General features: G+C 56.0%; 22 protein-coding genes. 13 read left to right on the top strand and 9 right to left on the bottom strand.

The window, feature by feature from the left end; genetic code table 11:
• Positions 1 to 12 precede the first annotated feature (12 nt).
• The 9 genes from AB5Y97_RS13925 to repC all read left to right on the top strand — a co-directional run bounded on the left by AB5Y97_RS13925 (position 13) and on the right by repC (position 8,513).
• Entirely contained in the window at positions 13 to 1,500 is a 1,488-nt protein-coding gene (locus AB5Y97_RS13925) for an N-6 DNA methylase (protein ID WP_160836710.1), read from the top strand.
• Entirely contained in the window at positions 1,500 to 3,251 is a 1,752-nt protein-coding gene (locus tag AB5Y97_RS13920) for a restriction endonuclease subunit S (RefSeq protein ID WP_368158193.1), read from the top strand. Before AB5Y97_RS13925 ends, AB5Y97_RS13920 begins: the two co-directional genes overlap by 1 nt.
• Before the next feature lie 19 nt (positions 3,252 to 3,270).
• A complete protein-coding gene (locus AB5Y97_RS13915) occupies positions 3,271 to 3,978 on the top strand; it encodes a DUF3800 domain-containing protein (RefSeq protein ID WP_160836714.1) in 708 nt (235 codons plus the stop codon).
• Complete coding sequence (locus AB5Y97_RS13910) at positions 3,972 to 4,457, top strand: hypothetical protein (RefSeq protein ID WP_202395029.1); 486 nt, start codon at positions 3,972 to 3,974, stop codon at positions 4,455 to 4,457. Before AB5Y97_RS13915 ends, AB5Y97_RS13910 begins: the two co-directional genes overlap by 7 nt.
• Positions 4,458 to 4,852: 395 nt before the next feature.
• Positions 4,853 to 5,635 carry a hypothetical protein gene (locus AB5Y97_RS13905; protein ID WP_160836716.1) on the top strand — a complete coding sequence of 261 codons (783 nt, stop codon included), beginning with the start codon at positions 4,853 to 4,855 and terminating at the stop codon, positions 5,633 to 5,635.
• Positions 5,636 to 5,655: 20 nt separating this feature from the next.
• Entirely contained in the window at positions 5,656 to 6,258 is a 603-nt protein-coding gene (locus AB5Y97_RS13900) for a hypothetical protein (protein ID WP_160836718.1), read from the top strand.
• 234 nt (positions 6,259 to 6,492) lie between these two features.
• Entirely contained in the window at positions 6,493 to 6,828 is a 336-nt protein-coding gene (locus AB5Y97_RS13895) for a helix-turn-helix domain-containing protein (protein ID WP_042864679.1), read from the top strand.
• Positions 6,815 to 7,687, top strand: coding sequence for a helicase RepA family protein (locus tag AB5Y97_RS13890; protein ID WP_368158189.1), 873 nt, complete (start codon positions 6,815 to 6,817; stop codon positions 7,685 to 7,687). Before AB5Y97_RS13895 ends, AB5Y97_RS13890 begins: the two co-directional genes overlap by 14 nt.
• A 25-nt stretch (positions 7,688 to 7,712) precedes the next feature.
• Positions 7,713 to 8,513: a replication protein C, IncQ-type gene (gene repC, locus AB5Y97_RS13885; protein ID WP_058056544.1), complete on the top strand. Its 801-nt coding sequence runs from the start codon at positions 7,713 to 7,715 to the stop codon at positions 8,511 to 8,513.
• Between the two features lie 201 nt (positions 8,514 to 8,714).
• Here the strand turns inward: repC and AB5Y97_RS13880 are convergent, their stop codons facing one another.
• The 9 genes from AB5Y97_RS13880 to AB5Y97_RS13840 form a co-directional block, all read right to left on the bottom strand.
• Entirely contained in the window at positions 8,715 to 9,854 is a 1,140-nt protein-coding gene (locus AB5Y97_RS13880) for a site-specific integrase (RefSeq protein WP_042865407.1), read from the bottom strand.
• A 162-nt stretch (positions 9,855 to 10,016) separates the two neighbouring features.
• The gene (gene mnmE, locus AB5Y97_RS13875) at positions 10,017 to 11,378 is read right to left on the bottom strand and encodes a tRNA uridine-5-carboxymethylaminomethyl(34) synthesis GTPase MnmE (protein ID WP_019445516.1); all 1,362 of its coding nucleotides are present in this window, start codon (positions 11,376 to 11,378) and stop codon (positions 10,017 to 10,019) included.
• Positions 11,379 to 11,477: 99 nt separating this feature from the next.
• Positions 11,478 to 13,124, bottom strand: coding sequence for a membrane protein insertase YidC (gene yidC, locus AB5Y97_RS13870; protein ID WP_005355794.1), 1,647 nt, complete (start codon positions 13,122 to 13,124; stop codon positions 11,478 to 11,480).
• Between the two features lie 5 nt (positions 13,125 to 13,129).
• A complete protein-coding gene (yidD, locus tag AB5Y97_RS13865) occupies positions 13,130 to 13,378 on the bottom strand; it encodes a membrane protein insertion efficiency factor YidD (RefSeq protein WP_010672280.1) in 249 nt (82 codons plus the stop codon).
• Positions 13,345 to 13,704: a ribonuclease P protein component gene (gene rnpA, locus AB5Y97_RS13860; RefSeq protein WP_026457269.1), complete on the bottom strand. Its 360-nt coding sequence runs from the start codon at positions 13,702 to 13,704 to the stop codon at positions 13,345 to 13,347. The genes yidD and rnpA overlap by 34 nt, the downstream gene beginning before the upstream one ends.
• Positions 13,704 to 13,838 carry a 50S ribosomal protein L34 gene (gene rpmH / locus AB5Y97_RS13855; protein WP_005307156.1) on the bottom strand — a complete coding sequence of 45 codons (135 nt, stop codon included), beginning with the start codon at positions 13,836 to 13,838 and terminating at the stop codon, positions 13,704 to 13,706. Before rpmH ends, rnpA begins: the two co-directional genes overlap by 1 nt.
• 270 nt (positions 13,839 to 14,108) lie before the next feature.
• A complete protein-coding gene (locus AB5Y97_RS13850) occupies positions 14,109 to 14,843 on the bottom strand; it encodes an amino acid ABC transporter ATP-binding protein (protein WP_005339311.1) in 735 nt (244 codons plus the stop codon).
• A gap of 12 nt (positions 14,844 to 14,855) precedes the next feature.
• Positions 14,856 to 15,524, bottom strand: coding sequence for an amino acid ABC transporter permease (locus AB5Y97_RS13845; RefSeq protein WP_013724235.1), 669 nt, complete (start codon positions 15,522 to 15,524; stop codon positions 14,856 to 14,858).
• Positions 15,525 to 16,283 carry an amino acid ABC transporter substrate-binding protein gene (locus tag AB5Y97_RS13840; protein ID WP_005339308.1) on the bottom strand — a complete coding sequence of 253 codons (759 nt, stop codon included), beginning with the start codon at positions 16,281 to 16,283 and terminating at the stop codon, positions 15,525 to 15,527.
• A 311-nt stretch (positions 16,284 to 16,594) separates the two neighbouring features.
• Here AB5Y97_RS13840 and dnaA point away from each other — a divergent pair, with 311 nt between their 5' ends.
• From dnaA to gyrB, 4 genes are all read left to right on the top strand, one after another.
• On the top strand, positions 16,595 to 17,965 hold the full coding sequence (gene dnaA, locus AB5Y97_RS13835) for a chromosomal replication initiator protein DnaA (protein ID WP_005339307.1): 1,371 nt from the start codon (positions 16,595 to 16,597) through the stop codon (positions 17,963 to 17,965).
• 83 nt (positions 17,966 to 18,048) lie between these two features.
• On the top strand, positions 18,049 to 19,152 hold the full coding sequence (gene dnaN, locus AB5Y97_RS13830) for a DNA polymerase III subunit beta (RefSeq protein ID WP_005339306.1): 1,104 nt from the start codon (positions 18,049 to 18,051) through the stop codon (positions 19,150 to 19,152).
• A gap of 2 nt (positions 19,153 to 19,154) precedes the next feature.
• Positions 19,155 to 20,258 (top strand): DNA replication/repair protein RecF, encoded by a 1,104-nt coding sequence (gene recF / locus AB5Y97_RS13825; protein ID WP_005339305.1) that lies wholly within the window; start codon positions 19,155 to 19,157, stop codon positions 20,256 to 20,258.
• Positions 20,255 to 22,666: a DNA topoisomerase (ATP-hydrolyzing) subunit B gene (gyrB, locus tag AB5Y97_RS13820; RefSeq protein ID WP_005357188.1), complete on the top strand. Its 2,412-nt coding sequence runs from the start codon at positions 20,255 to 20,257 to the stop codon at positions 22,664 to 22,666. The genes recF and gyrB overlap by 4 nt, the downstream gene beginning before the upstream one ends.
• Positions 22,667 to 22,691 lie beyond the last annotated feature (25 nt).

Below are 22,691 nucleotides of genomic sequence, written 5' to 3'. Positions count from 1 at the left end.
GCAGAGAATCCCATGTCATCCATCAGCTCAGTCATCAAATCCATTCAGGACATCATGCGCAAGGACGCCGGTATCGACGGTGATGCCCAGCGCCTCGGCCAGCTCTCCTGGCTGCTGTTTTTGAAAGTGTTCGACGCCCAGGAAGAGGAGCTGGAGTTTGAGCAGGATAACTACCGCTGCCCCATCCCCGAGCGCTTCCTGTGGCGCAACTGGGCGGCCGATAGCGAAGGATTAACCGGTGATGCCCTGCTCGATTTCGTCAACAACGATCTGTTCGACAGCCTGAAAAACCAGCCTGCCAATATCGATCTCAACCCCCGTGGCTATGTGGTGAAAGAGGCGTTCAGCGATGCCTTCAACTACATGAAAAACGGCACCCTGCTCAAGCAGGTGATCAACAAGCTTAACGAGATCGACTTTACCGACAGCAGCGAGCGCCACCTGTTTGGCGATATCTACGAGCAGATCCTGCGCGACCTGCAAAGCGCCGGTAACGCGGGCGAGTTCTACACCCCCCGCGCCGTCACCCGCTTTATGGTCAATCGTATCGACCCCAAACTCGGCGAGCGGATCATGGACCCGGCCTGCGGGACCGGCGGCTTTCTCGCCTGTGCCTTCGATCATGTCAAAGAGCACTATGTCGAGACCGCTGCCGACCACCAGACCCTCCAACAGCAGATCCTGGGGGTTGAGAAGAAGCAACTGCCACACCTCCTTTGCACCACCAATATGCTGCTGCACGGTATCGAGGTGCCGGTGCAAATTCGCCACGGCAACACCCTCGACAAGCCGCTGTCGAGCTGGGACAGCGATATCGACGTGATCCTCACCAACCCGCCCTTTGGCGGCACCGAAGAGGATGGTATCGAGCAGAACTTCCCTGCCGATCTGCGCACCCGCGAGACCGCCGACCTGTTCCTGCAGCTGATCATCGAAGTCCTGAAAAAGGGCGGTCGCGCCGCCGTGGTGCTGCCCGATGGCACCCTGTTTGGCGAAGGGGTCAAAACCAAGATCAAGCAACTGCTCACCAGCGAGTGCAACCTGCACACCATAGTGCGGCTGCCCAACGGCGTGTTTGCCCCCTATACCGGCATCAAGACCAATATCCTCTTCTTCACCAAGGGCCAGCCCACCAAGGATGTCTGGTTCTACGAGCACCCCTATCCGGCTGGGGTGAAGAACTACAGCAAGACCAAACCGATGAAGTTCGAGGAGTTCGAAGCCGAGATTGCCTGGTGGGGTGATGAGGCGGACAGTTTTGCTGCCCGGGTTGAGAACGAGCAAGCCTGGAAGGTCAGTATCAAGACCATTATCGAGCGCAACTTTAACCTCGATATCAAAAACCCCCATGTCGGCGAGCAGATAAGCCACGATCCTGACGAACTGCTGGTTCGCTATGCCTCAGAGCAGGCTGAAATCCAGACCCTGCGTGACCAGCTAAAAGCCATTTTGGGCGACGCTGTGGGCAAAGGTGCGGCCAAGCAAGGGGGGCAGGCATAATGGCGATCGAGAATCTGATTACCGACCACCTGGATCTCTGGACTGCGGCGGTGCGCCCCAAAAGCAGTGCCGGGCGCGGCAGCAACAGCAAGCTGGAACTGACCGGCATCAAAAAGCTGCGTGAGCTGATCCTGGAGCTGGCGGTGCGCGGCAAACTGGTACCGCAAGACCCCAGCGATGAACCGGCCTCAGTCCTGCTGGAACGCATTGCCATCGAAAAGGCTCGGCTGGTGAAAGAGGGGAAAATTAAAAAGCCCAAGGCCTTGCCGGAAATTAGCGAGGAAGAGAAGCCGTTTGAATTGCCGGAAGGATGGACATGGCAAAGGCTGGGCTCTATTGGGTATACTCAAACAGGTGGTACGCCAAGCAAATCAAATCCAAATTTCTTTGGAAATGATATTCCATTCATTAAACCAGGGGATATTAGTGACACTTCGATTGTTTACGACAATGAAGGTCTATCAACTCTAGGTGCTGAGCAACTTGGTAGACTAGCGCCTTCAGGTTCAATCTTGATGGTCTGTATTGGAACAATAGGGAAGTGTAATAAAATTGATAAGGTATGTGCCTTTAATCAGCAGATAAACTCGATCACCCCATACATTGAGATTTATGAGTTCTTGCATAGATGCCTAAGCAGTAGATATTTTCAAGCACTAGCTTGGGAAAACTCATCTAGCACTACAATTGCTATTTTGAATAAAGGAAAGTGGGAAGCACTACCTGTTCCACTTCCCCCTATTTTTGAACAGCATCGCATCGTTGCCAAAGTGGATGAGTTAATGGCCCTCTGCGACCAGCTGGAGCAGCGCAGCGAATCACAGCTGGCTGCCCATCAGATGCTGGTAGAGACCCTGCTCGGCTCTTTATTGCAGCCTGCGGCTGCCGCTGAGGGCTCACTGACAGACTCCTGCGATGCCGACGAGTTGGCGCAAAACTGGGCGCGGCTAAGCACTCACTTCGATACCCTATTTACCACAGAGGCCAGCATCGACGCCTTGAAACAGACAATCCTGCAACTGGCAGTGATGGGCAAGCTGGTACCACAAGACCCGAGCGATGAACCCGCCGCCGCCCTGCTGGCGCGTATCGCCGCCGAAAAAGCCCAGCTGGTCAAAGAGAAGAAAATCAAAAAAGAGAAACCGCTACCTGCGATCAGCGAAGAAGAAAAGCCGTTTAAACTGCCACAAGGGTGGGAATGGTGCCGCTTGCCTGACTTAGGTGAATTAGCACGAGGAAAATCTAAGCATCGTCCAAGAAATGACCCCAAGCTATACGTTAATGGGACTATTCCCCTTGTTCAAACTGGAGATGTAGCCCGGGCTGATGGCGTAATTGAGTCTTACACTGCTATGTATAATGAGATAGGTTTAGCTCAAAGTCAGCTGTGGCCAAAAGGAACTCTGTGCATCACAATTGCAGCAAATATTGCTGATACGGGAATATTAGGGTTTGATGCATGTTTTCCTGATAGTATTGTGGGATACACCCCTTATGAATCAAGTTTGCCAGTGGTTTATTTTGATTTATTCATCCGTACAGCAAAGGAAAATTTAGAGCGATTTGCTCCTTCTACAGCACAGAAAAATATTAATCTGGAAATATTAAGCAATATTTTAGTCCCATGCCCTCCGACTCAAGAGTTCATTCGTATTGTCAGTAGGGTCAATGATTTATTTGCAATCTGCGATCAACTTAAAGCCCGCCTGCAAACCAGCCAGCAGACCCAGCTTGCCTTGGCCGAGTGTTAGTGGAAGGAGCCCTTGCCTGATGAGCCGCATATTTAATGTCTATTGCGATGAGTCCTGCCATCTGGAGAACGATGGTCAATCGGCCATGGTGCTTGGGGCTGTATGGTGTCCGCTGGATAAGCGCCACGAGATCGTGCGTCGCTTGCGGGAGATCAAGCAAAAGCACGGGCTGGCGCCGGATTTCGAGGTGAAGTGGACCAAGGTTAGTCAGTCGAAACTCTCCTTCTATCGTGACCTGCTGGATTACTTTTTCGATGATGATGACCTTCACTTTCGTGGTCTGGTTATCCCGGATAAATCACAGCTAAATCATGAAGCGTTTGGGCAGAGTCATGACGACTGGTACTACAAAATGTATTTCGTCATGCTGAAGACGATCTTTGAGCCGCAGAATGGCTATCGAGTCTATATCGATATCAAGGACACCTTGGGGCATGAGAAGATCAGCAAGTTGCATGATGTTTTGTGCAATAACACGTATGACTACTCGAAGAAAATCATTCATCGGGTACAGCGGATCCACTCTCATGAAGCTGAGTTGCTGCAAGTTGCGGATCTTTTGATCGGAGCCCTGAGCTATCTGCATCGAGGGTTGACCAGCAGCCAAGCCAAGCTGGCGTTGATTGAAAGAATACGGCAACGAAGTGGTTACAAGCTGACACACAATACCCTTCTGCGAGAGAGCAAGTTCAATCTGATGGTCTGGTGCAGCAGGGGTGGATGGTGATGCAACCTATATGGCTACCTGACCTCATTCTGATGACCGCCTCTGGCGGTGATTGGGGGCGTTTTTTCTCTGCTGTTTATGCGGCCTTCGAACAAGACTTTGTACTCAACAAACCCGAGTTCAGAGGCAAGCGTCTTGGTTTGAAACGTTATCCTGAATATGCCGGGAAATCAGCGACCTTCTGGCACATGATTTCAACTGGAGAAGTTGAAGCAGAGCGAGAACCCGATTTACGTCGATGCGAACGCATCCGCTGGCCCAAGCCCATCATCGAGAATGATAGCGATCCTGAGCTGAAGGTGTGGGCTGAGCCTCGTGGCAAGCTGCAACGCATCCATATCTGGTTTGAAGCAGAAGGCTACCTCGTCGTGCTGGATGATCGCGGAGAATATATCCTGCCGTGGACGGCATTTTTCATCGAACATGAGCACGAACGGCGCAAGTACAACAAGCGCTGGGAACGGTATGGGAGTTATTGACTGCTAGGGGAGGGAATTAAGCTGGCCGCGCCCTCCGGAGAGGACGGGGCCGTAACTCCTTCTACGCTGACGCCAAAGGCTGGTAGATGAGATGCGCAAAGTGTAACGGTTACCCCGATGATTAGCAACCGACTGGCTGTATGGCGAAGTAATAAGGCGTGTATGCCGACACAAAGACAGATTCAAAAAAACAACCCCGGCGTAAGTTGCAAAGCAACCAAGCGGCCGGGGTCATGTTGCGGGCAACCTTAAAGAGACGCCCTCATTCAGTCAAACATTTTTACCCCATTTTGTGACGGATAGGCTGGTAGTCGAGTGGGTATTGAAGCAGGATCTCGAAGGCTTTTCAGCTATGTGAGAGCCTGCTTGAAATATCAATATTACAAGGAGTTGCGATGCTACATGCAATCCTGCATGGCAAGGCTGGCCGTATCGAGCGGGAAGGGGAATCCCTGCGCTGGCGCGACCTGTTCAAAGGCAGCGAAGATCTGCTGACTGCTACCTTCTTTGGCCGTCTGCCCCACCTATCGGACGGCGCACTGAGAGCCTTACTGCGCTTTCTACTCGGTGACAATCCGCTAGACCCGGCCACCTTTCAACGGTTGGAGTTGTGGCCAAAACTGGCATCGCTGCAGGATCGCCGTTATGTCGAGCCCGATGTGCTGCTCCACTTTGACGACGCGCTGGTGGTTATCGAGGTGAAGCCTCCGTTCGGTGGCGACCAGTATCGGGAGCAGTGGCTGGCGCAGGTCAATGCTGTGATCAGTGAAGCCGAGTTTGATGACTATGAAGACCGGCTCTATTACGTGGCTCTCGGCAATATCCCTAGCGCCCCGCTGTCTCGCCCAGAGCTGCCCGAACGCTTTGTCCAGATGACCTTGCGTGAATGGGAGCCACTGCGCCGCTATCTGCAAACTGCCTCCGAGTTTGAATCCTGCCGTCAGGATCGCGCCATTCGCGATGAGTGGCTGCAGGCGTTTGAGCTGTTTGGCATGGTCTCGGTGGTGCCTGAATGGGCACCGTTGTTTGCCTACGCAGGGCAGCTGGACCTGGATTGCGGGGTGATGTCTGAGCGGGAAACTCCCCCACCGGCTGAACCTACTGGTTGGGCTGCTCTGCTCGACTATGCCGGGACATTGCACCTCTCTCGCCCCGATTTCTCTTTTTTGAATCACTGACTTTGGCTAAGGATGCCGCCATGCAACACGATCTTGAACAGACCACCCAGCTGGTGACCCAACTGCAACAAGCCCACCGACTCGCAGCCGGTTTTTATCAGCGTATCCTCCCACTATTCGATCAGATCGCCAGTCAGGCGCTTGACGCTGAGTTCTGGTATTGGGAGCCCAGCGAAAATAGCCGCCCCTGCCGCTCAGGAACCTGCCCTTCCAGCAGCTGGGCATGGGACTATCTGCCACTGTTTGCTTCTACCCATTGTTACCGTGATTGGGGTGGCGATACGGCCGAAAAGAACGATATCACTCTGGCTTTCCGCCTTTACATTGATAGCGATTTTCGCCATACCTCAGTGCTGCGGGCAGGGGTAAAAGGCCAGCCAGACCCTCTGCAACTTGATGGCCAAGCCATTGTTGAAGTGAGTCTGTTCCGTTGTCTGGAAGATAGCGACAAGCATTTCGATGAGCTGTGGCGCCCGGTGCCTTGGCCCCTTCATCAACCGGATTGGAAGCAAAGTGAGGAGTGCGGCCAGCTCGCCTTGTGCTCCAACCATCTGCCGCTCGCTCAGCTGCTTGCCGATCCTGATGGCGTTGGCCGTTGGATCGAAGAGATGAGCCATCGTTGATCCTGTGGTTGGCTTGGGATAGCCAACCTAGTGGAGCCTGATGACTTTACTGGCGGTCTCTCGCCAAAGTGTCATTTGCCCCACCCCCTTCTTGTTTCCATCTTAAATTTCACATCCGAAAATTTTCCAGAAAACGCTGTAAGTGCCCAAAACGGGCACTTACAGCGGTCTGGATTTCGTTAGGTCCCCGGTACGCTCTTGCATGCTGATGTTTGTAACTAGGAGACAATCTGCATGCGCGAACAAAATTCGTCAGTTTTCAGTGATCCGAATGGGGCAATCCTGAAAGAGCTTTATGAGCTTAAGCAGTTGGTAATCCAGCAAGGACAGGCGCAAAAAGAGGTGCTTTCTGCCGAGGAGTGCGCTGAGTTGTTGGGGGTTTCTATCTGCTATGTGTACCGGCTGACCAGTGAAAAGCGTCTGCCGCATTACAAGCCACAAGGCAAAAAAATCTACTTCAAGCGCGTTGAGCTGCTGGACTGGCTGCTCTCCCACCGCATTTCACCAGACGCCGAACTTACTGAGCATGTAACCAAGCGTGTGCGGCAAGCTAGCCATGGGCGGTTGTGAGGTGGGTATGACACAGGATCTGATTACATCTCTCTGCCCCCAGGATCTCCGGTCGGCTTTTATTGAACCTCCGAAACCCCTCGATTTTGTCCTCCCGGGGCTGCCTGTTGGCTGCGTTGGTGCGTTGGTGTCACCGGGAGGGGTGGGCAAATCGATGTTGGCATTGCAACTAGCAATGCAGATATCCGGTGGGCCGGATTGGATTGGGCTTGGCAATCTGGGCAGGGGGGCTGTGCTCTACCTGCCTGCTGAGGACCCTTGGCCTGTACTGCACCAGCGCTTGTTTGCCTTGGGCGGAGGCCTTGATGCTGAACTTCGTGCCAACGTTGAACGAGACCTTCGTTTGATATCGCTTCAGGGAGCCAGTCCGAATGTGCTGGATAGCCATTGGTGGGAAGCGATTGCTATGTGGGCTGAGGGGGTCAGGTTGGTGGTTATCGATACACTGAGACGCTTTCACGATGCTGATGAGAATGCAGCCTGTGCTATGACACTGGTGCTGGGTCAGCTGGAACGGCTGGCCATGCTGAAGGGATGCGCTGTGTTGTTTGTACACCACACCAGTAAATCTGCGGTATTCCAAGAAGCTGGCGATCTGCAGCAGGCAAGCCGTGGTTCGTCGGTACTGGTGGACAACGTTCGCTGGCAGGCCTATCTCGCCACTATGACCAAGAAAGAGGCGCAGAAGCTGGGCGTATCGGCAGAGAAGAGCCAGCTTTACGTGCGGTTTGGGGTAAGCAAAAGCAATTATGGGCCGCCACTACCGGAGCGCTGGCTGGAGCGGAAGGAAGGTGGCGTGCTGTACCCCGCTGGTTTTGACGAAATACACTGGGCTGGGGGCAAACGTGCCTTGCTTTGAATTGACTCATGCCCGGCACGACCATATGCACTGCCTTGCTCCCGGGTTGTTTAGGGCGATCTCGAATGGCCAACGCCGCCGTGACAAGCTGGAGGTGATTTACCGTTTGGATAACGGTAATCAGATTGAGTTTTCTGGGCCAGAACCCTTGGGGGCTGACGATTTGCGCGTACTCCAAGGGTTGGTTGCCCTAGCTGGGCTTGAATCAGAAAGTGGCAAGATTGGGACTATTGCGAGTGGTGAAACCGGAGAGATATTACGAGACCTACTTCAGCTGCGTGGGATTGCCAACCAGCAGGATGTCTTGGTAGTCAAAAGCAGCTTGCGCAAACTGGCCAAGGAGATTGGTTACGCAAACCCTCGTGACACCAATACGGTGCGTCGCACTGTCGAGCGGTTGTGGAAGGTGTCGGTAATAGCACAGGTAGCAGGCTTGCGTAGTGGTTTTCGTCTGCTGGCGAACTATGCCAGCGATCCCCTGACCGATAGGCTCTTTGTGGCGCTTAATCCATTGCTGACCAATGCCATATTGGGTAATGGCCGATATACCTATATCGATCTGGCTGAGGTACGGCAACTGCGTAGTAGCACTGCCCGGATATTGCATCAGCGGCTTTGTGCCTGGATTGATTGTGGCCGCAGCAAGCCAGTAGGTTTAGATAAACTGGTCTCTTACGCTTTTCCTGATAAGTCCAGCGCGGCCACCAACCGAAAGCGGCAATCGCGAGTTCGCAAGGCACTGTATGAACTGGCTGAACTGGGTTGGTCAATCAGTGAACATGCCAAGGGGCGGTTTACCATCGGCCGGCCTGCACTATCACGATAACGGTCACAAACTATCACGAAAGTGGTCACAAAGTTCACGATAACGGTCACAAGCCAATTCAGTGAAACCCAGTTACCGCTTGGGCTGCAGGGCGATCCTGAAATCCGATCTATATTATCTAAGATAATCTAGGCCAGCGCATGGTTGCGCTGGCCTATTTGTTGGCTCTTCCTGGCCATGATCTTGTCGAGGGTGCTTCTATCACCCCAAGACATTGGGGAAATCGAGCATGGCATCTCGGCGCCGCGATTCAAGAATGTCGGCGTAGATCTCGGTGGTTCTCAGCTCACTGTGCCCCAGCAAGCGGGAAAGGGCATAGATATCGACGCCGCGGTTAAGCTGGATGACGGCGAAGGTATGACGCGCGCTGTGGAAGGTTACCTTCTTGGTTATACCCGCCTGCAACGCCCACCGGGTGAGCTCCATGTTGTGCCAAGCCGAGTATTTTAGGCCCTTGAAGATCCGCTCTGTTGCCTTGCCTGGGCGCCCCATCAGCTGCATCGCCATGTCATTCAAATCCAGGTATTGCAGGCCGCTGGTCTTTTTCTGGGTGAATACGATACGGTAATGGCCATAGAAGGGCTCCAGCTCTGCCCAGGTCAGCTTGTGAATGTCGGACCAGCGCAAGCCAGTGCAACAAGAGAACAGAAAGGCGCGCTTAAGAACGTCGTACCGGCACTCGGCCTGGGCCAGGGCTCGTACCTCGTCTTCGGTCAGGTAAACCCGTTTGTTCTTCTCCCCCTGGATTGCTTTGACACGTCGTACCGGATTATCCGGTAGCAGCCGTTCCTGCTCAGCCTGGTTCAGGGCCGCCCTTAACTTGTTGAAATAGGCACTTTGGGTGTTGCGGCTCAGTGGTGTGCCGCTTTTGGTGCGGGCCTTGTGCATCAGGTAATGCCGAAACCCCTCCAGGAACAGCTGATCTACTTCCTCGAAAGTCAGCTCCGGCAGCTTATGGTACTGGCGTAAATGCTTGAGGGCTGATATCCAGATGGAGTGGTTGCTCTTGCTGCCTGCCGCTTTTTGGTCTGTAACCTCTTGGAAGTACTCGAAGAAGCTGGCCTTGTAGGCGTTCGAGAAATCCAGATGGTGTTTACCAGTCTCGTACTCGAAGAGTCGCTTGGCGCGGATGGCTTCGGCTGCTCGCTGGGTTTCTTTGTTGTGGAGCCGCTGTGCTGGGGTACGCGGCTTGTCGTACAGGAAGAGATCCAGGGTCTCTCTGCTGCGTTTGTGCTTGCGGATGCCCGTGGTTTGGTCAAGGTAGGAGCCGGCGTAGTAGGTTAAGCGCAGAGCGCGCTTGCCTTCGGCGTCCGGTGCGCGGTATTCGATGCTGATCTTCATAAGTGTCCCCCAAAAGTACCCCAAGAGGTTACTTTGGGGTACTCTCGGGGTAAATTCTCACGAAACAAGATCAGGCAAGAATAGCCAGTAAAAAACAAAGTCCAATATTTACAATGCCTTATGTTCTCACTGGCTGCTTTTTATTGCTGATTTTTCACCACATTACTTGCCGATGCAGAAGCTGGAGAAGATACGACCCAGCAGATCGTCGGAGCTGAATTCACCGGTGATCTCGGAGAGGGACTCCTGCGCCAGGCGCAACTCTTCGGCCACCAGCTCGCCAGCCACGAACACTTCCAGCTGCTCTTTGGCTACCAGCAGGCGCTCGGCGGCACGCTCCAGCGCATCCAGATGGCGGCGGCGGGCCATAAAGCCCCCTTCGGTGTTGCCCTGGAAGCCCATGCAGGCTTTCAGGTGCTCGCGCAGGGCAGGCAGCCCCAGCTCGGTCTTGGCGGAGATGCGGTAGACGGCGTGGCCCTGCTCCTGGCTCGGTGCCAGATCCTCGCCGGTCAGGTCGGCCTTGTTGCGAATGACGGTGAGGCCGATATTTTTTGGCAACCGATCAACAAATTCCGGCCAGATCTCCCGCGGGTCAACCGCGTCTGTGGTTGTGCCATCCACCATAAACAGCACCCGGTCGGCCTGTTCGATCTCGGCCCAGGCGCGTTCGATACCGATCTGCTCCACCTTGTCCTGGGTGTCGCGCAGACCGGCGGTGTCGATGATGTGCAGCGGCATGCCATCGAGATGGATATGCTCGCGCAGCACATCGCGGGTGGTACCGGCAATCTCGGTGACGATGGCTGACTCGCGGCCCGCCAGGGCATTTAGCAGGCTCGATTTGCCGGCGTTGGGACGACCGGCGATCACCACCTTCATCCCTTCCCGTAGCAGGGCGCCCTGTTTGGCTTCCCCGCGCACGTCGTCCAGCTCGGACATGATGGCGTAGAGGTCGCCCGCCACCTTGCCGTCGGAGAGGAAGTCGATCTCCTCGTCCGGGAAGTCGATGGCCGCTTCCACATAGATGCGCAGCCGGATCAGGCTCTCCACCAGTTGCTGGATTTTGCTGGAGAACTGCCCCTGCAGGGAGTGCATGGCGCTGCGGGCGGCCTGTTCGCTGGAGGCTTCAATAAGGTCAGCGATAGCTTCGGCCTGGGCCAGATCCAGCTTGTCGTTGATGAAGGCGCGCTCGCTAAACTCGCCGGGGCGGGCAGGACGAATGCCGTCGATTTTCAGAATGCGGCGGATCAGCATGTCCATGATGACGGGGCCGCCGTGGCCCTGCAGCTCCAGCACATCCTCGCCGGTGAAGCTGTTGGGTGCTTTGAACAGCAGGGCGATGCCCTGATCCAGTACCTGGCCTTGCTCATCCTTGAACGGCAGATATTCGGCGTAGCGCACCCGCGGGAGCTTGCCGAGCACTATCCCGGCGACCTGTTCGGCGGCGGGGCCGGAGACCCGGACTATGCCGACGCCACCACGGCCTGGCGCGGTGGCCTGGGCCACGATCGTATCTGTTGTCATCTTGCTTGGCTCGTTTGTTCGCTGATAGGAAAACGTAGTGGGAGACATTGTAATAAAAAAGGCGGCCCGAAGGCCGCCTCTTTTGTCATCACGGGAAGATTAGCTGCGTGAATGCAGTCCTTTCTTCTCCAGCTGACGATAGATGATGGTCTGCTGGATGATGGAGATGACGTTGCTCACCAGCCAGTAGAGAGTCAGGCCAGCCGGGAACCAGAGGAACATGAAAGTGAAGATGATCGGCATGAACTGCATCACTTTCTGCTGCATCGGGTCGGTTACGGTGGTCGGGCTCATCTTCTGCAGATACCACATGGAGGCACCCATGAGGATTGGCAGCACGAAGAAGGGGTCCTTCACTGACAGGTCAGTGATCCACAGGGCAAACGGCGCGTGACGCAGTTCAACGGACTCCATCAGTGCCCAGTAGAGGGCGATGAAGATCGGCATCTGAACCAGGATCGGCAGGCAGCCACCCAGCGGGTTGACCTTCTCCTTCTTGTACAGCTCCATCATGCCCTGAGACATCTTCTGGCGGTCATCGCCGAAGCGCTCGCGCAGGGCCGCAATCTTGGGTTGCAGCATGCGCATCTTGGCCATGGAGGTGTACTGGGCCTTGGTCAGCGGGAACATGATGCCGCGTACCAGCAGGGTCAGCATGATGATGGCCAGACCCCAGTTCTGGACGAAACCGTGGAACACGGTCAGCAGCCAGTGCAGCGGTTGGGCGATGAACCACAGCCAGCCGTAGTCGACGGTCAGGTCGAGGTGGTTAGCCACCTTGGCCATCTGGTCTTGCAGCTTGGGACCGACCCACAGCTTGCTGGTCACTTCAGCCTGCTGGCCGGCAGCCACGTCAACCAGCGGCGCCTTGTAACCGATGATGGCCTGGCCTTTACCAGGGATCACACGGCTGTAGAAGCTGTTGGTATCGTCGGCATTTGGTGCCCAGGCAGAGACGAAGTAGTGTTGCAGCATGGCGACCCAACCACCTTTGGTGGTCTTGTTCAGGTCGGCATCCTTCATCTCGTCGAAGGTGTACTTCTTGTAGCGGGTATCTTCAGTGGAGAAGGCACCACCACGGTAAGCGCTGGCTACCATGGCATGACCTTCCTGATCCTTCGGCGTTGCTACGGTCTGCTTCAGCTGGCCATAGAACTGCACCTGAACCGGCTCGGCAGATTTGTTGTCGATCTTGTAATCAACGCCAACGGCATAGTCGCCACGCTTTAGGATGAACTCCTTGGTGAAGACCACGCCCTTGCTGTCGGTCCAGGTCATCGGAACGACGACTTGATCCTGACCATCGGCCAGCTGATAGCTGGTCTGGGCGGCTTCATAGGTAGGACGACCTTCGGCCTGACTGTCCGGACCGTTGCGACCCACCAGACCGCTCTGGGCGATATAGAGGTGCTCAGGCTTGCTGGTCAGCAGCACGAACGGTTGGTCCTTGCCCTCTTCCAGTTTGTGAGACAGCAGTTCGGCAGACACGACGTCACCACCCTGGGTATCCAGGGTCAGCTTGAGCACGTCAGAGGAGACGGTGATCAGCTTGCGTGCGGCAGTCGCGTTGGCTTGCTCGGAAACCTGAGGAATATCACCGGTCTGACCGGCTTCAGGTACGAAATGTTCGGTTTGGGCCACGGTAGTCGGGGCCGGCTTCGGAGCCTTGTCGGACTCCCACTGTTGCCAGAGCAGAAAGCTCACGAACAGCAAACCGATCAGGAGTAGATTGCGTTGTGATTCCATAGTCTTCAGTTTCTTCGCTTTGGTTGCGGAACCGGGTCATAACCACCCTCGGATAAGGGATGGCATTTTAATAGACGTTTGCTAGCTAACCAAACGCCTTTTATGAAACCGTGAAGTCGGATGGCTTCTATCGCAAATTGGGAACAAGTTGGAGTAAAACGGCAGCGCGGCCCGAGCAGAGGGCTAATGATTAGCTGATACAGGCGTATCAGTTTGATAGCTACCCATTGCAACGGCGTGACAGAGTGCGCCATAGCTTTTCCAGTAACTTGAACAGTTCCTCGTTATCCATCTCTTTCACACCGGCCTTGGCGATCACCACGATGTCGATAGCGGGCAGCTGATGTTGTTTGAGGCGGAAACTTTCCCGGACCACCCGTTTGACACGGTTACGCCAGACGGCACGCTTGAGTGCTTTTTTGGGCACAGCGAGACCAAGACGAGGGTGTTCGAGTGAATTGGGGCAGGCGAGAAGCGTAATTTGCGGGGAAGCAGCCCGGACAGGCTCGGCGAAAACGCGTTTGAAGTGTTCGGGAGTTAACAGACGTAACTCCCGAGAGAAGGTGTGCTGGGTAGGCATTAAACTACCAGACGGGCACGACCCTTGGCACGACGAGCGGCCAGAACTTTACGACCGTTGGCAGTTGCCATGCGGGCGCGGAAACCGTGAGAGCGCTTGCGCTTCAGGTTGGACGGTTGAAAAGTACGTTTCATGATTCGATTCCGTATTTCTGTACAGTTTTGATTGTCACACTTAGCCGACGCGCCAGCTATAGCGTGTGACGACTAGCAAAAGAGGCCGAATTCTAAACAGAGTTCGGCTTTTAGTCAATCCGCCGTTCCCTCTCATCCTGCCATGGTCTTGAAAAGGCCACTGCCGAGCGTGAGGATCCAGAGGATCAAGGGCTCCGGATTATACTGGCAACCCGGGGTTAAACAAGGGATCCCTCAATAAAAAAGGCGGCCAGGCCGCCAAAGAGAGAGCTATTTAAGGACTTTCCGCAAGAACTCCCGGGTACGGGGATCCTTGGGATCGACCAATATCTGATCCGGCGGGCCCTGCTCGACGATCCGCCCCCCTTCCATGAAGATCACCCGATCGGCAACATCACGAGCAAATTCAATCTCATGGGTCACCACCACCATGGTCTGGTGCTGGCGGGCCAACTCTTTCATCAGTCCCAAAACCTCGTCGACCCACTCGGGATCGAGGGCCGAGGTGGGCTCATCAAACAGGATCACCTTGGAGTGGGCCGCCATGGCGCGGCCAATGCCGACCCGTTGTTGTTGGCCACCGGAGAGGGAGGCCGGATAGGCATCCTGCTTGTCGGCGAGGCCAATGTCCTTGAGGATGCCGAGCGCTGTGGCGCGGGCCTCCGCTTTTGGCTGCTTCCAGACGGTGATCAGCCCTTCGGCGATGTTGTCGAGCGCCGTCTTGTTGGCAAACAGGGCGTAGTTCTGGAACACGAAGGAGGCCCGTTTGCGCAGCTCGATCGCCTGCTGTTCGCTGGCCTTGGCCAGATTCAGCTCAAGATCGTCGATGGCAAGGGTGCCCGCATCCGGGGTCTCCAGCAGGTTCAGGCAGCGCAACAGGGTCGACTTGCCGGTGCCGGAGGGACCGATAATGACGACAATTTCCCCCTTTTTGACCTCCAGATCGATACCGTTGAGCACCTGATTGCCGTGATATGCCTTGGAGAGGCCGGTTAGCTTGATCATGAGAGCCCTCCTTTAATAGGCACGGTTAAGACGAATTTCCAGCAGATGCTGCAAGCGGGTAAAGAAGATCACCACTACCCAGTAGATCAGCGCCACCGCCATAAAGCTCTCGAAGAACTTGAAGGAGGAGGAGGCTTCCATTTGCGCCTTGCCCATGATCTCGGCCACCCCCAGCGTGAATGCCAGCGAGGTACTCTTGATCATGTCGATGAAGTAGTTCATCAGCGACGGGGTGGCGATACGGGCCGCCTGCGGCAGGATGATCCGCTGCATCGCCTGATAACGGCTCATGCCGATACTGAGCGCCGCTTCCATCTGGCTTTTGTGAATGCCGAGGATGGCTGCGCGGATCGACTCGGCCATATAGGCGGCGAAGTGCAGGGTCAGACCGACGATGGCGGCAGTAAAGGCATCCATCCCCACGAAGATCGGGAACAGTTGCGGCAGTCCGTAGTAGAGCAGGAACAGCTGAACGAGTAGCGGTGTACCCCGAAAGAACGAGATATAGAGCATCGCCAGCCAGTGAATCGCGGGGACGCGAAACACCCGTACTATCGCCAGGGCCAGCGAGAGTACGAGTGCCAGCACGAATCCCCACAGGGCCATTTCCATCGTGGTGCCCAGGTATTTGAGCAGGATGGGAAACAGCCCCAGCGTGTATTCGAGGTCAAATTCCATCATTTATTTGTCGGTGATGTCGGAAGCGAACCATTTCTCGGAGATCTGACGCAGGGAGCCATCCTTGCGCATGGCAGTCAGTGCCTCGTCGACCTTCTTCAGCAGCGCCTGTTTCTCCGGGGTCTTCAGGAAGGGCAGGGCGTTCTCGATAGTCTCGAACGGTGCGCCAGCCTGTTGCAGCGGCAGCTTGGACTCTTTGATCAGCTGGGCGGTGGAGACGCGGTCCATCACGAAGGCATCGATGCGACCCAGGGCGACATCCTGCTCGAAGGCGGAGTCATAGGTGCGGATGTCGATCTTTTTGTTCGGGTCGTTCTTGCGCAGCAGCTCTTCGAAGTTGGAACCCAGGTTCACGGCCACCTTCTTGCCTTCCAGATCCTTGATACCGTGGATGGTGCTGTTGCCCTTGCGTACCACGATCTGGGCGCCGTCATAGACGTAAGGCTGGGAGAAGTCGTACTTCGCCTTGCGCTCGTCGGTGATGGTGATCTGGTTGGAGATGGTATCGATGCGGCCGGTTTCCAGCATGCCAAACAGGCCGGAGAAGCTGGCGGTCACGAATTCGACCTTGTAGCCGGTACGCTCGCCGATCTGGTTCCACATATCCACTTCAAAGCCCTGCAGCTTGTCCTGCTTGACGAAGGTGAACGGGAAATATTTGCCAGACATGCCGACCTTGATGGTCTCCTGGGCGATGGCCTGACCGGACAGGGTGGCGAGCAGGATGGCTGCGCCGGAAATCAGTTTGATGGATGTTTTCATGGTGTTTCTCTCTCTCAATGTCTTGTATTTGTAGTTGTAATAACTGGTTTGGCCCTGATGTTATTGGAATAAAATTTAAAAAATAAATGACATTTGGTTATATGAAATAACAGGAGAGAAGCTCGGGATCGACCAATCCGGACGGTGGATCAAGCTGTGGGTAACTTTGGGGATGAAATCCGATCCAAAGGCGCTGGATCCTTGAAAGTCAAGGATCTTATTTGCTGGATCCACCGGGCGATGGCTGGAGATCCGGCGGCTAAAAACGTAGAATAGCCGGTCTTTAGTTAATCAATCGACAGGAGTTTAGAGTGACTGCTTCGCTATGGCAGCAGTGCCTTAACCGGCTGCAAGATGAGTTGCCCTCGGCAGAATTCAGCATGTGGATCCGGCCGCTTCAAGCGGAGTTGAGTGACAATACTCTGACCCTGTATGCACCGAATCGCTTTGTTCTGGACTGGGTACGAGACAAGTATCTCATCCGGGTTAACGGCATCATCAACGAACTCTGCGGGGTCGACGGCCCCGCCCTGCGTTTTGATATAGGCAATCGTCCCCATCCTGTTGCTGTCGCCAGAGCGCCGGTACAGGGTGCCGCGCCTGTGAATAACTTGCAGAAGAGCTGGGAAAGCAAGGCTGAAGCCAAGCCCGAGCCGAACCACAAGAGCAACACCAACGTGAACTATACCTTCGAGAATTTCGTCGAGGGTAAGTCCAATCAGTTGGCGCGAGCGGCTGCCCGTCAGGTAGCGGACAATCCGGGTGGTGCTTACAACCCGCTGTTCCTCTATGGCGGCACCGGCCTTGGTAAAACCCACCTGCTGCACGCCGTTGGCAACGCCATCAAGGAGAGTAAAAAAGATGCCAAAGTCATCTATATGCACTCCGAGCGGTTTGTTCAGGACATGGTGAAAGCGCTGCAAAACAACGCCATTGAAGAGTTCAAGCGTTACTACCGCAGCGTCGATGCCCTGCTCATCGATGACATCCAGTTCTTCGCCAACAAGGAGCGCTCCCAGGAGGAGTTCTTCCATACCTTCAATGCCTTGCTGGAAGGTAACCAGCAGATCATCCTGACCTCGGATCGCTATCCGAAGGAGATCAACGGTGTCGAGGATCGCCTCAAGTCCCGCTTCGGCTGGGGCCTGACCGTGGCGATCGAACCGCCGGAGCTGGAGACCCGCGTCGCGATCCTGATGCGCAAGGCAGACGAGAACCAGATCCATCTGCCGGACGAAGTGGCCTTCTTCATCGCCAAACGTCTGCGATCCAACGTCCGTGAACTGGAAGGTGCCCTCAACCGGGTGATCGCCAACGCCAACTTCACCGGCCGTGCCATCAACATTGATTTCGTGCGCGAAGCGCTGCGCGACCTGTTGGCACTGCAGGAGAAGCTGGTCACCATCGACAATATCCAGAAGACGGTGGCGGAGTACTACAAGATCAAGCTGGCGGATCTGCTCTCCAAGCGTCGTTCCCGCTCCGTTGCCCGTCCGCGCCAACTGGCGATGGCACTGGCCAAGGAGTTGACCAACCACAGTTTGCCGGAGATAGGTGATGCCTTTGGTGGCCGTGACCACACTACCGTTCTTCATGCCTGCCGCAAGATCGAGCAGCTGAAGGAGGAGAGTCACGACATCAAGGAGGACTATTCCAACCTGATCCGTACCCTTTCTTCCTGATAACGGAATCGAGTGGACAGATGCAGCGCGAATATTCCAACCTGATCCGAATCTTTTCCTCCTAATCACAACGGAGAGCACAGATGCAGCTCGAAATTAGCCGTGAGGCCCTGTTACGTCCTCTGCAACTGGTGTCCGGCGCCCTCGGCGGCCGACCGACCCTGCCGATCCTCGGCAACGTGCTGCTTGATGTCAGCAACGGTCTGCTGTCACTGACCGGCACCGATCTCGAAGTAGAGATGATCGGTCAGGTCTATCTGAACGGGGCCAGCGAAGATGGCCGCACCACAGTACCGGCGCGCAAGCTGCTGGATATCTGCCGTGGTCTGCCGGAAGGCGCCGAGATCCGTCTCAATACCGAAGGCGAGCGCCTGATCATCCGGTCCGGTCGCTCCCGCTTCAACCTCTCGACCCTGCCGGCGACCGAGTATCCGAACATCGAAGATTGGGAATCCGTGCTCGAGTTCGATATCAGCCAGCTGGAGCTGAAGAAGCTGATCGATGCGACCCAGTTCTCCATGGCCAGCCAGGACGTGCGTTACTACCTGAACGGCATGCTGTTCGAGAGCGAAGGTCACGGTCTGCGCACCGTGGCGACCGACGGTCACCGTCTGGCCACCTGCCGCCGCGAGGTAGTAGGGGAATCGCTGCCCGATCATCAGGTTATCCTGCCGCGCAAAGGGGTACTGGAGCTGGTGCGTCTACTGGAAGCGGAAGACAAGCCGGTGCGGCTGCAGATCGGTCGCAGCAACCTGCGTGCTGCCCTCGACGGCTTCATCTTCACCTCCAAGCTGGTGGATGGCCGCTTCCCGGACTGGCGCCGCGTCATTCCGCGCAACAGCGACAAGGCCCTGATCGCCGGCCGTGAGGATCTGCGTCAGGCGTTTGCCCGCGCCGCCATCCTCTCCAACGAGAAATTCCGTGGGGTGCGTCTCAATCTGCAGGAAAACCTGCTGCGCATCACCGCCAACAACCCGGAACAGGAAGAAGCCGAAGAGCTGCTTGACGTACAATATGCCGCTGGCGAGATGGAGATCGGCTTTAACGTCTCTTATGTGCTCGACGTGCTGAATACGTTAAAATGTGACCAAATTCGGATTAGCCTGAGCGATTCCATCAGCAGTGCCATTATTGAGGATTTTGAACATCAGGATGCTCAGTACGTGGTGATGCCGATGCGGATCTAGTCGTGTCCCTGGTCAAACTCCAGCTCAGCGACTTTCGCAATATCCAGCAAGCCAGTCTCAAGCTGTCGCCCGGCCTCAACATTCTGGTCGGGTGCAATGGCAGCGGCAAGACCAGCGTGCTGGAAGCCATTCACTACCTTGGTCTGGGGCGCTCCTTTCGCACTCATTTGACCGGGCGGGTTATCCGCCAGGGGGAGAGGGCCTTTACCCTGTTTGCCCAGTGCGAGCTGGAGGGGCGTCAGGTACCGATCGGTCTTGCCAAAGACAAGAGTGGCGAGACCCAGCTCAAGATTGCCGGGGCGCAGGCCCAGCGGCTGGCCGATTTGGCGGAGTTGTTGCCGGTGCAGTTGATCCATCCCGATGGCTTCAACCTGCTGACGGGCGGGCCTCAGGCTCGCCGCGCCTGGCTCGATTGGGGCGTTTTCCATCAGGAGCCGACCTTCTTTGCCCTCTGGGGGCGAGTGCGGCGGCTGCTGAAACAGCGCAATGCGCTATTGCGCCAGAGCACTCAGTACCGCCAGCTGGCGTTCTGGGATCAGGAGCTGGTGCGGCTCGGGGGTGAGCTGGCCGAGTTTCGCGCCAGTTATTGTCAGGCCATTACGCCCCTGATCAAGGAGATGACGGCGGATTTTCTGCCGGAATTCGATATCAGTCTCGGCTTTTACCGGGGCTGGGAGAAAGATACTCCCCTCGGCGATCTGCTGGAGGCGGGGTTTGAGCGGGATCGGGCGCTGGGCTATACCGGTGTCGGTCCACAAAAAGCCGATGTGCGCCTCAAGGCGAACGGGGTGCCCGCTCAGGATATTTTGTCCCGGGGTCAGCTGAAGTTGCTGGTCTGCGCCATGCGACTGGCCCAAGGGCTCTATTTGAATCAACATAGCAGCCGTGGCTGTATTTTTTTAATTGACGATTTTGCCTCTGAACTGGATGTCGACAAGCGCCGCTTGCTGGCCGCAAGGCTGAAGCAGTGTGCGTCCCAGGTGTTTATCACCGCCATCGACACCGGTCAGCTCGCAGACATGATGGATGCGAATGACTGCAAGTTGTTCCACGTGGAACAGGGTAAAATCTCCGAAACGTTAGAGAAGGCAGAGAGTAAGCTATGAGTGAAAATACTTACGACTCCTCGAATATCAAGGTGCTGAAGGGCCTGGATGCGGTCCGCAAGCGCCCGGGGATGTATATCGGCGATACGGATGATGGCTCGGGTCTGCACCACATGGTGTTCGAGGTCGTCGATAACTCCATTGACGAGGCGCTCGCTGGCTACTGCTCCGATATTCTGGTCAAGATCCATTCCGACGGTTCTGTCTCTGTGCGTGACAATGGCCGGGGTATCCCGGTAGACATGCACGAGGAGGAGGGCCGCTCCGCCGCAGAGGTCATCATGACCGTGCTGCACGCTGGCGGTAAGTTTGATGACAACTCCTACAAGGTATCCGGCGGCCTGCACGGCGTGGGTGTCTCGGTAGTTAACGCCCTCTCTGACAAGCTGTTGCTGACCATTCGTCGTAACGGCCACGTCTACGAGCAGACCTATCATCTGGGTGAGCCGCAGGCGCCGCTCAAGCAGATTGGTGACAGCACCGGCACCGGTACCGAAGTTCGCTTCTGGCCGAGCCCTGCCATTTTCAGCGATACCCTGTTCCACTACGAGATCCTGGCCAAGCGCCTGCGCGAGCTCTCCTTCCTCAACTCCGGTGTCTCCATCCGTCTGCAAGACGAGCGTGATGGCCGCGAGGCGCATTTCTGCTACGAGGGTGGCATCAAGGCGTTTGTTGAATACCTGAACCAGAACAAGACCCCGATCCACCCGAAGGTGTTCCATTTCACCACCGAACAGGATGGCATCGGTGTGGAAGTAGCGATGCAGTGGAACGACGCCTATCAGGAAGGGGTCTACTGCTTCACCAACAACATCCCGCAGCGGGATGGTGGTACTCACCTCGTTGGTTTCCGTACCGCGCTGACCCGTACTCTGAACTCCTATATGGACAAAGAGGACTACAGCAAGAAGGCCAAGTCTGCCGCCAGTGGCGACGACGTGCGTGAAGGTCTGATTGCCGTTATCTCCGTCAAGGTGCCGGATCCCAAGTTCTCCTCCCAGACCAAAGACAAGCTGGTCTCTTCCGAAGTGAAGACTGCCGTTGAACAGGCGATGGGTGAGAAGCTGGCTGACTTCCTGCTGGAAAACCCGGGCGATGCCAAGATCGTGGTCAACAAGATCATCGATGCGGCCCGTGCCCGTGAAGCGGCCCGCAAAGCCCGCGAACTGACCCGCCGCAAAGGCGCGCTGGATATCGCCGGTCTGCCCGGCAAGCTGGCTGACTGTCAGGAAAAAGACCCGGCTCTTTCCGAACTCTACATAGTGGAAGGGGACTCTGCTGGCGGTTCCGCCAAGCAGGGTCGCAACCGTAAAAACCAGGCCATCCTGCCGCTCAAGGGTAAAATCCTGAACGTAGAGAAGGCCCGTTTCGACAAGATGATCTCCTCGCAAGAGGTGGGCACCCTGATCACCGCACTGGGTTGCGGTATCGGTCGCGACGAGTACAACCCGGACAAGCTGCGTTATCACAACATCATCATCATGACCGATGCGGACGTCGATGGTGCGCACATCCGAACCCTACTGCTGACCTTCTTCTATCGTCAGATGCCGGAAATCATCGAACGTGGCTACGTCTACATCGCCCAGCCGCCGCTCTACAAGGTGAAGAAGGGCAAGCAGGAGCAGTACCTGAAAGACGAAGACGCGCTGCTGCAGTACCAGACCGCCATGGCGCTGGATGGTGCTACCCTGCACGTCAACGAGTCTGCCCCGGCCATCGGTGGCGAGGCGCTGGAGCGTCTGGTCAACCAGCACCGCTCGGTGACTCACCTGATTACCCGCATGTCTCGTCGTGCGCCGGAAGCCGTGCTGACCCAGCTGATCTATCAGCCGGAGTTGAACGAAGCTCTGCTGAACAGCGAGAGCGATCTGCTGGCCTGGTGTCAGGGTATGGAAGCCGTGCTCAACGAGAGCAACCACGGTATCCAGTATCAGATCCAGGTTCGTCGTGACGAAGAGCGCAGCCTGTACGTGCCGCACGCCGTGGTACGTCAGCACGGTGTCGACCGCGAATATCCGCTTAGCTACGACTTCCTGCAATCCGGTGAGTACCGTCAACTGGTCTCGCTGGGCAAGGAGATCGCCAACCTGATCGAGGAAGGTGGTTTCATCAAGCGTGGCGAGAAGGTGAAGCCGGTTGCCAACTTTGTGGAAGCCGTCGAGTGGCTGATGGGCGAAGGCAAACGCGGCATCTACATCCAGCGCTATAAAGGGCTGGGCGAGATGAACCCGGACCAGCTGTGGGAAACCACCATGGATCCGGAAGCCCGCCGCATGCTGCGCGTCACCATCGACGACGCCGTAGGTGCTGACCAGCTCTTCTCCACCCTGATGGGTGATGCCGTTGAGCCCCGTCGCGACTTTATCGAGACCAACGCCCTGCGCGTAGCTAACCTCGACGTCTAATCGATGCTGTCAGCTCGATATACAA

The organism is Aeromonas sp. R10-2 (assembly GCF_040908445.1).
Taxonomy (GTDB): Bacteria; Pseudomonadota; Gammaproteobacteria; order Enterobacterales; family Aeromonadaceae; genus Aeromonas; species Aeromonas veronii.
Note: the sequence above shows the minus strand (reverse complement) of the source record. Positions and strands in the feature narration are given on the sequence as shown.

Coding starts and splice junctions, on each gene's coding strand:
- AB5Y97_RS13925 (WP_160836710.1), top strand. CDS start 13: ATGTCATCCATCAGCTCAGTCATCAAATCCATTCAGGACATCATGCGC.
- AB5Y97_RS13920 (WP_368158193.1), top strand. CDS start 1,500: ATGGCGATCGAGAATCTGATTACCGACCACCTGGATCTCTGGACTGCG.
- AB5Y97_RS13915 (WP_160836714.1), top strand. CDS start 3,271: ATGAGCCGCATATTTAATGTCTATTGCGATGAGTCCTGCCATCTGGAG.
- AB5Y97_RS13910 (WP_202395029.1), top strand. CDS start 3,972: ATGGTGATGCAACCTATATGGCTACCTGACCTCATTCTGATGACCGCC.
- AB5Y97_RS13905 (WP_160836716.1), top strand. CDS start 4,853: ATGCTACATGCAATCCTGCATGGCAAGGCTGGCCGTATCGAGCGGGAA.
- AB5Y97_RS13900 (WP_160836718.1), top strand. CDS start 5,656: ATGCAACACGATCTTGAACAGACCACCCAGCTGGTGACCCAACTGCAA.
- AB5Y97_RS13895 (WP_042864679.1), top strand. CDS start 6,493: ATGCGCGAACAAAATTCGTCAGTTTTCAGTGATCCGAATGGGGCAATC.
- AB5Y97_RS13890 (WP_368158189.1), top strand. CDS start 6,815: ATGGGCGGTTGTGAGGTGGGTATGACACAGGATCTGATTACATCTCTC.
- repC (WP_058056544.1), top strand. CDS start 7,713: ATGCACTGCCTTGCTCCCGGGTTGTTTAGGGCGATCTCGAATGGCCAA.
- AB5Y97_RS13880 (WP_042865407.1), bottom strand. CDS start 9,854: ATGAAGATCAGCATCGAATACCGCGCACCGGACGCCGAAGGCAAGCGC.
- mnmE (WP_019445516.1), bottom strand. CDS start 11,378: ATGACAACAGATACGATCGTGGCCCAGGCCACCGCGCCAGGCCGTGGT.
- yidC (WP_005355794.1), bottom strand. CDS start 13,124: ATGGAATCACAACGCAATCTACTCCTGATCGGTTTGCTGTTCGTGAGC.
- yidD (WP_010672280.1), bottom strand. CDS start 13,378: ATGGCGCACTCTGTCACGCCGTTGCAATGGGTAGCTATCAAACTGATA.
- rnpA (WP_026457269.1), bottom strand. CDS start 13,704: ATGCCTACCCAGCACACCTTCTCTCGGGAGTTACGTCTGTTAACTCCC.
- rpmH (WP_005307156.1), bottom strand. CDS start 13,838: ATGAAACGTACTTTTCAACCGTCCAACCTGAAGCGCAAGCGCTCTCAC.
- AB5Y97_RS13850 (WP_005339311.1), bottom strand. CDS start 14,843: ATGATCAAGCTAACCGGCCTCTCCAAGGCATATCACGGCAATCAGGTG.
- AB5Y97_RS13845 (WP_013724235.1), bottom strand. CDS start 15,524: ATGATGGAATTTGACCTCGAATACACGCTGGGGCTGTTTCCCATCCTG.
- AB5Y97_RS13840 (WP_005339308.1), bottom strand. CDS start 16,283: ATGAAAACATCCATCAAACTGATTTCCGGCGCAGCCATCCTGCTCGCC.
- dnaN (WP_005339306.1), top strand. CDS start 18,049: ATGCAGCTCGAAATTAGCCGTGAGGCCCTGTTACGTCCTCTGCAACTG.
- gyrB (WP_005357188.1), top strand. CDS start 20,255: ATGAGTGAAAATACTTACGACTCCTCGAATATCAAGGTGCTGAAGGGC.